The organism is Paenibacillus sp. TAF43_2, from assembly GCF_052113545.1.
Lineage (GTDB): Bacteria > Bacillota > Bacilli > Paenibacillales > Paenibacillaceae > Pristimantibacillus.
The window spans coordinates 1-10617 of record NZ_JBFRDK010000226.1 but is presented as its reverse complement, the minus strand read 5'-3'; the positions used below and the strand labels follow the sequence as shown (position 1 = coordinate 10617).

Sequence of the window (10617 nt, the reverse complement as noted above, 5' to 3'; positions counted from 1 at the left end):
GTTAAAGACCAAATAATCGTTGCCTCAGGAGCAGCCAAGCCATCCTTTGCGGATGAGCCAGGCGTGTCCAGCTGGGCTAAAGAAGCTATAGCAGCATTAACAGAAGCGGGCATTATTAAGGGTTATGAGGATGGTTCCATCCGGCCAAAGGAAAAGATTACACGCGCCGAGATTGCATCGATTGTAGCAAACTTCGTCAAATAGCAGGTTTAACGCGAGACATCCCAAAATAAGGGATGTCTTTCGTTTATTTAAATATAAGACAGTATATTTTTTTCTAAAGAACGCCGAATGCGTTTTAGCTTGTTAGACGATAAAAATGATATACTGTTGTGAAAACAATCGATTATTATGGAAAACGATGATATGATTTAGATAACGAAATTTGACGATAATTGTGCGCATGTAGGAGGCTATTTACAGATGGAGTACATTAGTACAAGAGGAAATGTTGGCAAAATAGGGTTTATCGATGCGTTTATGATGGGCTTAGGCAACGATGGAGGACTGCTTGTTCCAAGCGAAATTCCAGTTATTTCAGCTGAAACATTAAAGGAATGGCAGAATCTTAGCTATCAAGAGCTTGTACTTGCTATATTCTCGCATTTTACGAATGATGAGATTCCAGCACAGGATTTGAAAGATATGGTGTACGCGAGCTATGCTACTTTCCGTGACCCGGAAGTAACGCCTGTCCGCAAGCTAAAGGATGATCTTTATTTGCTGGAGCTGTTCCACGGTCCTACCTTTGCTTTTAAAGATATCGCGCTTCAGTTCATGGGCCAGCTTTATACGTATGTTGCAGCGAAGCAAAATAAAAAAATTCATATACTCGGTGCTACTTCCGGCGATACAGGAGCTTCAGCAATCGAGGGCGTTAAAGGCAAGGACGGCATCAAGATTTGTATTCTTCATCCACATGGCAAAGTAAGTAAAGTACAAGAGCTGCAAATGACGACGGTTCAAGACGACAATGTGCTGAATCTATCCGTAGATGGCAACTTTGACGATTGTCAGCGCATGATTAAGGATTTGTTCGCTGACCTTGATTTTAAGGCTAACAATCAGCTTGCGGCGATCAACTCCATCAACTTTGTTCGAATCTTGGCGCAGACGGTTTACTATTTCTATGCCTACTTCCAAGTGGCGAAGCAGACGGATGCGAAGCAGGTCAACTTTAGCGTACCGACAGGCAACTTCGGTGATATTTTTGCAGGTTACCTAGCGAAGCGTATGGGACTTCCTGTAGGCAAGCTCATTCTAGCTACGAATGAGAACAATATTTTGGAGCGCTTTATTCTTGAGGGCGTGTACAAGCCGGGAGACTTCCGCAGCACGTACAGCCCATCGATGGACATTCAAGTAGCCAGCAACTTTGAGCGTTACTTGTATTATGTGCTTGGGGAGGATGCTGCTCAAATTCGCAGTCTGATGGATCAGTTCAAAGCCGAAGGACAAATCGTCATTGCCGGCGATGCGCTGAGCAGAGTGCAAGCCGAGTTTGGCGCGCATGGCGTACAAGGTCAAGAGTGCCTGAACACGATTAAGAAATATGAAGCGGAAAACGGCTACCTGCTTGATCCGCATTCAGCTTGCGGCGTCGCTGCGGCTGACAAATACAGCAATGAACAAGGAATCACAATCTCGCTTGCGACGGCTCATCCAGCTAAGTTCAACGAAGCCATCGAGCTTTGCGGCATCGAGCAGCAATTCCCTGAGCAAATCGCTTCGCTGTTCAGCAAAGAACAGCGTCAGACTCGCGTAGACGGATCGCTTGCAGCGGTCGTTAGCCAATTAGAAGCATTTTATAACGCATAATCATTCATGCTTGGATACGAAAAGGCAGCAGCTAGAGGAGAAATCCTTTCGCTGCTGCCTTTTTTCTATTGGAGCCTATATTTAGGCTCGTTTAAGTATATTTCGGAGCACAGAAGTGATCAGCTTATGATCTTGATCATCCGGCAATCCGGATACAGCAATGGTTCCGATTACCCCGAAGCCTCGAGCGTAGATCGGATACGCTCCGTTATAAGGAGCATAGAGTGAAGGGGATAACGAATAACGCTCGGCAAGCGTTGTACTGGCAGCGCGCAGCTCGATTTCCATACGATAGGAGCTGACTCCGAAACGATTGACGACGCGTGCTTTTCGCATGACCCAGTCATCATTGTCTGCCGAGGTGCCGGGGAAAGCATAGTGAAACAGCTGTTGTTCACCTTTTCGGATATCAATCGTTACCGACTTGTTCTCCGATTTGGCCTGCTCAATGAGCCCAAGTCCGATTTGCAGCGCGGTTTCGTTCGTGAAGGAGTCGAATTGCAGCTCCTCTTCCTCGCGCTTCATTTCATCTAGGAGTTGTACGTGATTCATTATGCCGATCTCCTTTACAGCGATATATTAAGCTCTGAAGCCGTCTTGCTTATGTACTCCCGAGCTTGCTGATACTGCTCATTGGTGGATAGGTGCTCAATAATGAGCGTCGTATCCGGGTGCAGCTTGTTCAGCTCGGTAAGAAAAGTACGATAATCAAGCAAGCCTTGGCCTGGGATGACCTCATCCAAATGAACGGTCAATTGGCCGCGCAGCAAAATATCCTTCGCATGGCAATTCCGAATATAGGGCCCAAGCTTTGCAAAAAAATCACGGATGATCTTGCCATTTTGGTAATAGGCCCGAGGGCTGCTGATGATATTGACGGGATCGAAGTGTACGCCAAAGCCTTTGCGATCGATCGCTTTGATCAAGGCAAGATAGGAGTCAGCCGAATCTGGGAATACCCACGGCATCATTTCCAAGGCAAATACGGTTCTCTCCGGTTTAACCGCATCGATAATTTCACGCGTCGTCTCTACAATGAGCTCAAAGGTTTCATCGCTGAAATTTTCGGGATCGGGTCCGTCCCATTGTTCGCCGCGTGAGCCGGCAATGTTTACGCAGCACTGCGCAGCCATTCGTTCTGCAAGTTCCAGACGCTGCGTGCAGTATGCAATCGCTTTGCGCCTTATTTCCTCATTTCGGCTAATAGGGTTGCTCCATGCGCCGACCTCGGAAATTAGAATATCATGTTTTGCTGCTGCGGCTAAGTAATCATCCAGCTCGCTAATATCTTCATTGCCGTCTATGGGGCAGGTTGTTGCGCGGAAGCCCGCTTGTATAAGTGCATTTGACCAACTTTCAGGATTTTTATTTTCTAGAAAAACCTGACCTCCAAGCCTCATCGAAACCCCGTCCTTTGTTCGAATATGTTCTCGCTAGCAGGAATAACTTATGTTGAGCAAAGTATAACATAAACGCGTGTTTATACAAGATCAATCTTTTTGATGAGGATGAGTACATTGAAAAAATAAAATTTTGTTGCTGCAAAGGGATTGACAGCCAATTTATGAAATGTATATGATAATGGCATAAACGCGCGTTCATGAAAGAGGCTAGCAACAATTGAAAAAGGCAGACATAAATAGTGTAGAGGTCGCCCGCTTGGCTGGCGTATCCCGCAGCACGGTCAGCAGAGTTATTAATAACTACTCCAACGTTCCAACACAGACGCGTGAGAAAGTTATGAAGGTGATCCAGCAGTATAATTATTTTCCTAATGTATCGGCTCAAGTGCTAGCTGGGAAACGAGCACGAACAATTGGCTTGTTTCTGATAGCTCCCGGCCATGTATCTAGTGATATTCTCACGAACATGCTCATCGTAAGTGTAATTGAGGATGCCTCAGCTTATGGATATTATGTTCTGACACATATCATCCGAGATACAAACGATACCGAGACAATGAAGAACGTAAAGGAGATTTTTTTCCAGCGCCGGATTGACGGAGGTATCTTTATTGGTGCCGCTACTCATGAGCCTATTATAGAGGAGCTTATTGAGGAGGGTTTCATTGTCGGCGTTGTGGATCAGGAGCAGCCAGAGCATCCAAAGTCCAACCGAATCGTTTCAAATTTCAACAATGATTCCGGCATGAAGCAGGCGGTCGCCTATCTAGTTGGACTTGGTCATACGAAAATAGGTGTCATTAACGGGGATATGAAGCGGCTATCTGGTCCTACGAAATACGAAGGCTTCGTGAACGCGATGCAATTATGCGGCTTGCAGGTCAATCTGGACTGGGTAATACAGGGCAGCTTTCATGAAGAAAGCGGATATGAAGCGATTCATAATTTTCTTAATACGAAGAGCGAGCTGCCTACAGCTATTATTGCGGCTAATGATAGTGTAGCATTCGGGGCGATTAGAGCTTTAAAGGAACAGGGATTGCAGGTGCCTGCAGATATGTCGATGATCGGCTTTGATGATCATGCACTTAGCGAGAAACATCATCCGGCTTTAACAACAATCCGAATTGATTTTAGCGGCATGCTGGGGCAATTGACCTCTATGCTCATCGACAGAATTGAGCAGCCGGAAGCGTCAGTCAAACAAATTACACTGGATTGCAGTTTAGTCGTTCGGGATTCATGCCGCAGGTTGTAAATTTTTTTCTTAATTAATAAACGCGTGTTAAATGTTTTTGTGAGCAACTTCGAGGAAGACATTTTTTTAAACCGCAATAAACACGCGTTCACATTGGAAGGGGTGATTAAGGTGTAATCGAAATAAGGTTTCCAACTTGACGATGGATACGAAGCAGACTGAACTGACTATTACTTTTTATCAAGGGGGTATTTACGGTGAAAAAAGGAATGACGGTATTAGTTAGTAGTATAATTTCCACGATGTTATTAATTACGGCCTGCTCAGGCGGATCAGGCTCCGCGCCAAAGCCGAGCAATGATGCAGGAACAAAAGGAAATGAAGGGGCTGCCGCAGCTGGAGGAGACATTAATTATTGGTATCCTTGGGGCGGCGACTCGGAGAAATGGGACAAATGGCGAATGGAAGAGTTCGAGACGAAAAATCCAACCTATAAGATTAATGCCACCTATGTTCCACCGGATGGCGGCCTTTCAAATGGCAAGCTGGTATCCGTCATATCTGGAAAAAATCCGCCGGACGTCGTTATTAGTTCCGATTATGCAAGCGCTTACTCACTCGCAGCGCAAGGTGCTCTTGAGCCAATGGATGATTATCTTTCCGCTATGGGCTTCAACGAATCGGACGTTCTGCCCTCATTCTTGCCATTAATGAAGCGGGATGACAAAACATATTTATACCCGCAGGATTCCAACGTTAACTTGCTCTATTACAATGTAGCCATGTTCAGAGAAGCAGGACTTGATCCAGATAATCCGCCGAGAACAATCGAAGAGCTTGATGCTGCGGCTGAGAAGCTGACGGTGTTAAACGGCAAAAACGTTGAACGACTAGGTTTTATTCCATGGATCGACGCCGGTGATGACGCGTTTCTGTGGGGCTGGGTTTTCGGAGCGAATTTCATTGATGATAAAACAGGAGATGTTAAGCTCAATGATGATCACTTAAGCGATATGTACAACTGGATGAACAAGTATGCGCAGAAATACAATCCAGAGAAAATCAAATCATTTACGTCGGGCTTTGGCGGCGCATTTTCCCCGGATCACCCATTCTTCACGGGTAAAGTGGCGATGACTGTCAACGGCAACTGGTTCGCGAATGCGCTCAGCATTTATGCGCCAGACCAAGAGTATCGCGTAGCGGCAATACCATTTCCGGCAAATGGCCGCGAGAAAGCAACAACGTTCGGAACGAATGTATTCATGATTCCTAAGGGCGCGAAAAACCCTGAGAATGCGATGAAATTCATTTTGTTTGGAGGTCAGCCTGAAATTCTTGCTGACAATATTAACACTTGGCGCTCCATCTCCATCTACAATGCGCCAAGCGATGCGATTAAGTGGGATAAGGAAAATGATGCAGTCTACAAAGTCGTTCGCGAAGTCGCAGCGTCACCAAATTCCGGACATCCGGCATTAACGCCAGTTGCCAAGGAAATGTCCAATGAGCTAAAGCTGCTGCGCGATAATGTCATCTATAACAATAAAAATCCGAAGCCGCTGCTTGAAGAAGTAGAGAAGAAGCTGCAAAAGGAAGTAGACAAAAAGAAATAATGAAATAGAAATAGTGAAATACAGAAGACCCGCTCTCGGATGAAGCTGAGCATGCACCGCTTCCGGGAGCAGGAGCTTCTAAGGCAATAACAGGTAGGAAGTAAATACTTGCAAGGTGGTGAATAAACTTGAGAACTACTGCTACAGACCTTAAGGGAAAAYCGATTGTACCTGCCAAGCACAAATCCAAAAAAGGAATGGAGCGTTTGGAGCTTGCTGCCGTTTACCTTGTTTTGGGCTTGATCACGATTGCATTTGTTCTGCCTTTTCTATGGCTGCTGTCCGGTTCACTCAAGAGCAGCACGGAATTGTTTGCAAATCCGCCGGTTTGGATTCCTAGCAAGCCGCAATGGTCCAACTTTTCAACAGCTTTTGGCGAGTTTCCGTTTTTCCTGTATTTACGAAATACGCTCACCATTGCCGGCTTTGGCATCGTCGGAGCAGTTATATCGAATACGTTGATTGCCTACGGCTTCTCCCGCGTGGAATGGAAGGGGAGAGACGGTGTATTCGTTTTAGTCCTTGCGACAATGATGCTGCCGTTTCAAGTGACGATGATTCCACTATTTCTTATGTTTCAAAAGCTCGGTTGGATCGGAACGTTCCTCCCGCTTATTGTTCCTGTATTTTTTGGAAACCCGTTTTTTATCTTCTTATTGCGTCAATTTCTAATGGGCATTCCGAAGGAGCTTTCGCAATCCGCTAAGGTCGACGGGGCAAGTGAGTTTCGGATTTATTGGCAAATGATTCTTCCTTTATCGCTGCCTGTAATTACAACAGTCATGATCTTCTCCTTCACACACGCTTGGGGTGATTTCATTGGCCCTCTCGTATTTTTGAGTGATAACAAGCTTTATACGCTTTCACTCGGTATCCAGCAGATCATGTCCGTTAATGATCCACGTTGGCCGCTTCTAATGGCAATTGGCATCAGCATGACACTGCCGGTGCTCGTTATCTTCTTTGTTCTCCAGAAGTATTTCATTCAAGGGATCGCCTTCTCGGGGATCAAAGGTTAGGAGTGTATGAAGATGAATATGATGAGAAAAGATTTGGTCAACGGTTTGCTCTTTATTTCACCTTGGATTGTTGGATTCTTGTTTTTCACTGCTTACCCGTTAATCAGCTCGTTCTATTATTCATTAACCGACTACGATATCATCAATCCGCCTGTCTTTGTTGGTCTGGAGAACTATAAGACGCTTTTTACCGGTGATGATATGTTTTATACCGTGCTTAAGAATACCTTGTATATGGTGTTTATAGGTCTCACTGTCATAACGGCATGTACCGTATTTATATCGATTCTTCTTAATAATAAGAAGGTTAAAGGCATGGCCTTTTTCCGGGTGATCTTTTTCCTGCCAACGCTCGTTCCGTTTGTTATCCTGTCGATTCTTTGGGTGTGGGTGCTGCAGCCGGATTCTGGTGTGGTAAATACAGTACTTGGCTGGATTGGCATTGATGGTCCCGGGTGGTTTGCCAGTCCAAGCTGGTCGAAGCCTGCTTTTATCCTTATGGGACTATGGGGTGCTGGCGGATCGATCATTATTTATCTTGCCGGACTACAAGGCATTCCAGAATCGCTATATGAAGCGGCATCAATCGATGGCGCAAATTCGATGCAAAAGATGTTTTCTATTACATTGCCTATGCTCAGGCCAGTCATTCTCTTTAATGTCATTACCGGCATTATCGGCACCTTTCAATCGTTTGCGGAATCTTTCATTATTACGCAGGGCGGGCCGAATGGCTCAACGATGTTCTATTCCCTTTACCTTTATCAGAACGCCTTCCAGTATGCGAAAATGGGATACGCTTCGGCTATGGCATGGGTTCTGCTTGTTATAGCTCTAGTCTTTACGCTGGTTCTATTCAAGGTTAGCAACCGCTGGGGGAGCAATGACTAATAGTTTAATAGAGTGAGTTGCTAGATGACGATTAAATAACTAATTTTTCGGAAAAGGATGTGCGCATGTGAATCATATTCAGAATTCCAACCTAACCAAAATAGGGCTCGTTGTAGATAACATTGAAGAGGYAGTCAACTATTATTGCCGTTTATTCAACCTGCCGCTGCCAGAAATTCAAGAGCCGAAGCTAGAGGAGCCAAGCACAGAGCATACGGATGACAATTATACGTGGTACCGCGGCGAATATCGTGACACGCGGACAAAATTTGCAAATTTGCAGCTGGGTCCGGAGTATGGCTCCGGACGTTATTCCTATTTTGACTCGGAGAACATGCTGGGCGTAACTTTGGGGCTTCAGGAGCTTGGTCCAAAACAAAATTAAGCGAAGCATATCGCACAAGCGGAGTCTTAAAAAATAGATTTTGAGGAGGATTCATATGATAAAAGGTATTGCTCACAATGCGATTCGTGTCACAGACATGGAAAAGTCTTTGCACTTTTACTGCGACATTGCTGGATTGACCAAAGCGTTTGAAATTCATGATGACGATAATAAGCCATGGATTGTTTATTTGAAGGTGTCGGACGGACAATTTTTGGAATTGTTTTATGACGGGGTAAAGGTGCCGGAAAACCGCTATGCGCCGAACTTAATTGGATATCACCACTTCTGCTTCGAAACCGATAATATCGAGGAGCTTGCGAAGCGCTTCTATGAGCATGGACTAATGAATGACGACAAGCCTGGACATGGCAAGGATTTAAATCATAACTGCTGGATACATGACCCCGACGGAAATGCGGTTGAGTTTGTGCAGATTCATCCCGATTCCCCACATGCCAAAAGCAGTGCAAAAAAGGAGGCATAACAATGTTAAAAGGTAACGCGCATATCGCATTTGTTGTATCGGATATGGACAAATCGCTTCATTTCTATAGTGGGGTACTGGGCTTCGAGCAAGCTTTCAAGCTGGACGATGATGAAGGCAAGCCATGGATTAATTATTTGAAGGTGGCCGATGGCCAATTTATTGAATTGTTTTATGGCGGCACGCGTGAATATATCAGCAATCCAAAAAATGCGGGCTCGACACATATTTGCTTCGAGGTCGATGATATTTATGAAATCGCTAACCATTTGAAAAAACATGGCATTGAGCTGGACAGTGAGCCCAAACAAGGCAAAGACCTCAACCTGCAATGCTGGGCGAAGGACCCTGACGGCTTCCCTATCGAATTTATGCAGCTTGATCCGCGCTCGCCGCAAAGTAGAAGCTAAATGATGAAGAAGACAGCTAGAATTGGCATGATTGGTTATAAGTTTATGGGGAAAGCGCATAGCCACGCCTATCGCGACCTGCCATTCTACTTCGATACGCCGGTAGAGCCTGTGCTGCAGGCAATCGCAGGACGGAATGAAGCGGAAGTCAGCGCGGCGGCCCATAAGATGGGGTGGATCTCCTGGGAGACAGATTGGAGAAAGCTGCTAGAACGACAAGATATTGATGTCATTGACATCGGAGCCCCTAATCATCTTCATGCTGAGATCGCAATCGCTGCGGCAGAAGCGGGCAAGCATGTCATTTGCGAGAAGCCGCTCGCGGTCAGTGCAAGCCAAGCAGCGAAGATGCTGCAGGCGGTAAAAAAAGCGGGCGTTATGCATATGATTTGCCATAATTATCGTTTTGCGCCTGCGATACAGCTAGCTAAGAAGCTGATCGATGAGGGCAGGCTAGGGAAAATCTATCATTTTCGAGGCGAGTATTTGCAGGATTGGCTGGCAGATCCGAATATTCCGATAGGGTGGCGTCTCCGCAAGGAGCAAAGCGGGTCAGGAGCGCACGGTGACCTGATGTCGCATGTAGTTGACCTCTCGAGATTCCTAATCGGTGAAATTTCCGAAGTAACAGGCTTGCTTCATACCTTTGTGAAAGAGCGGCCTGTGGAGGGCAAGATGGGGGAAAGAGGCTGTGTTGATGTTGATGATGCTTCCTCTTTCCTAGCTAAATTTGCAAATGGCGCGGTCGGTGTCTTCGAAGCGAGCAGATTTGCCAAGGGCAACCGCAATGGACATCGATTTGAAATAAACGGGTCAAAAGGGTCGATACGATGGGATATGGAGCATATGAATCTTCTTGAATTGTATCTGGAGGAAGATCCAGAAGGCATTCAGGGCTTTCGCACAATTCATTGTACAGAGCAGGTACACCCTTTCGCCGGAAGCTATTGGCCGGCTGGTCATATTATCGGCTACGAGCATACCTTTATTAATATGATGGCGACGTTCATGGAAGGGCTGCACAGCGGCATTAATCCTGTTCCGAATTTCGAGGACGGCTATAGAAATCAGCTCGTTATTGAAGCTGTTGAGCGTTCTGCCGAGTCGAGACAGTGGATGGATGTACCTGCAATTAGCGACTCTTTGTTGTTTTCGTAGCTTCATATAACAAAAATGAATAGTCGGTTGACGTGTTAGGCTGTAGTGAAGAAGGATTATTCTTCTTGCTGCAGCCTATTTTTGATTATACTTATGTTATAATCGCCATATTAAATAAGGTGCTGAATCCTATTTCGGGAATATGTACCACTAGAAATATGTAATTGGGTGAGGGATAACCTGTGAATGACTTCAACAAATTCAATCGCGAGAAATGGAGCAAGATAAGAAC

Annotated in this window: 12 protein-coding genes; 10 read left to right on the top strand and 2 right to left on the bottom strand. The window is 45.5% G+C overall.

Going from position 1 to position 10617, the window contains the following annotated elements; all coding sequences use genetic code 11:
* Both AB4Z17_RS29765 and thrC read left to right on the top strand, forming a co-directional pair.
* The coding region (locus AB4Z17_RS29765; RefSeq protein ID WP_441963878.1) for an S-layer homology domain-containing protein at positions 1-204 on the top strand (204 nt) is incomplete at its 5' end.
* 219 nt (positions 205-423) lie between these two features.
* Entirely contained in the window at positions 424-1818 is a 1395-nt protein-coding gene (thrC, locus tag AB4Z17_RS29760) for a threonine synthase (protein WP_076267322.1), read from the top strand.
* 81 nt (positions 1819-1899) lie between these two features.
* Here thrC and AB4Z17_RS29755 read toward each other — a convergent pair whose 3' ends face one another.
* Positions 1900-2370, bottom strand: a complete 471-nt coding sequence (locus tag AB4Z17_RS29755) for a heme-degrading domain-containing protein (RefSeq protein WP_441963876.1) — start codon at positions 2368-2370, stop codon at positions 1900-1902.
* A gap of 14 nt (positions 2371-2384) precedes the next feature.
* Positions 2385-3218, bottom strand: a complete 834-nt coding sequence (locus AB4Z17_RS29750) for a sugar phosphate isomerase/epimerase family protein (protein ID WP_441963874.1) — start codon at positions 3216-3218, stop codon at positions 2385-2387.
* A 220-nt stretch (positions 3219-3438) separates the two neighbouring features.
* Here AB4Z17_RS29750 and AB4Z17_RS29745 point away from each other — a divergent pair, with 220 nt between their 5' ends.
* The 8 genes from AB4Z17_RS29745 to AB4Z17_RS29710 all read left to right on the top strand — a co-directional run bounded on the left by AB4Z17_RS29745 (position 3439) and on the right by AB4Z17_RS29710 (position 10385).
* Positions 3439-4479, top strand: coding sequence for a LacI family DNA-binding transcriptional regulator (locus tag AB4Z17_RS29745; RefSeq protein ID WP_441911944.1), 1041 nt, complete (start codon positions 3439-3441; stop codon positions 4477-4479).
* A gap of 197 nt (positions 4480-4676) precedes the next feature.
* Positions 4677-6035, top strand: a complete 1359-nt coding sequence (locus tag AB4Z17_RS29740) for an ABC transporter substrate-binding protein (RefSeq protein ID WP_441963872.1) — start codon at positions 4677-4679, stop codon at positions 6033-6035.
* 128 nt (positions 6036-6163) lie between these two features.
* Positions 6164-7054: a carbohydrate ABC transporter permease gene (locus AB4Z17_RS29735; protein WP_441963870.1), complete on the top strand. Its 891-nt coding sequence runs from the start codon at positions 6164-6166 to the stop codon at positions 7052-7054.
* A 12-nt stretch (positions 7055-7066) separates the two neighbouring features.
* On the top strand, positions 7067-7945 hold the full coding sequence (locus AB4Z17_RS29730) for a carbohydrate ABC transporter permease (protein WP_076267319.1): 879 nt from the start codon (positions 7067-7069) through the stop codon (positions 7943-7945).
* 67 nt (positions 7946-8012) lie between these two features.
* Entirely contained in the window at positions 8013-8330 is a 318-nt protein-coding gene (locus AB4Z17_RS29725; RefSeq protein ID WP_441963868.1) for a hypothetical protein, read from the top strand.
* 55 nt (positions 8331-8385) lie between these two features.
* Positions 8386-8817, top strand: a complete 432-nt coding sequence (locus tag AB4Z17_RS29720; RefSeq protein WP_441911937.1) for a VOC family protein — start codon at positions 8386-8388, stop codon at positions 8815-8817.
* Between the two features lie 2 nt (positions 8818-8819).
* Complete coding sequence (locus tag AB4Z17_RS29715) at positions 8820-9227, top strand: VOC family protein (protein WP_441963866.1); 408 nt, start codon at positions 8820-8822, stop codon at positions 9225-9227.
* Complete coding sequence (locus tag AB4Z17_RS29710; protein WP_441963864.1) at positions 9228-10385, top strand: Gfo/Idh/MocA family protein; 1158 nt, start codon at positions 9228-9230, stop codon at positions 10383-10385.
* Positions 10386-10617 lie beyond the last annotated feature (232 nt).

What these genes read in the sequence shown, in the direction of transcription:
- AB4Z17_RS29730 (WP_076267319.1), top strand. Translation starts at nt 7,067, where the DNA reads ATGAATATGATGAGAAAAGATTTGGTCAACGGTTTGCTCTTTATTTCA.
- AB4Z17_RS29750 (WP_441963874.1), bottom strand. Translation starts at nt 3,218, where the DNA reads ATGAGGCTTGGAGGTCAGGTTTTTCTAGAAAATAAAAATCCTGAAAGT.
- thrC (WP_076267322.1), top strand. Translation starts at nt 424, where the DNA reads ATGGAGTACATTAGTACAAGAGGAAATGTTGGCAAAATAGGGTTTATC.
- AB4Z17_RS29755 (WP_441963876.1), bottom strand. Translation starts at nt 2,370, where the DNA reads ATGAATCACGTACAACTCCTAGATGAAATGAAGCGCGAGGAAGAGGAG.
- AB4Z17_RS29715 (WP_441963866.1), top strand. Translation starts at nt 8,820, where the DNA reads ATGTTAAAAGGTAACGCGCATATCGCATTTGTTGTATCGGATATGGAC.
- AB4Z17_RS29710 (WP_441963864.1), top strand. Translation starts at nt 9,228, where the DNA reads ATGATGAAGAAGACAGCTAGAATTGGCATGATTGGTTATAAGTTTATG.
- AB4Z17_RS29720 (WP_441911937.1), top strand. Translation starts at nt 8,386, where the DNA reads ATGATAAAAGGTATTGCTCACAATGCGATTCGTGTCACAGACATGGAA.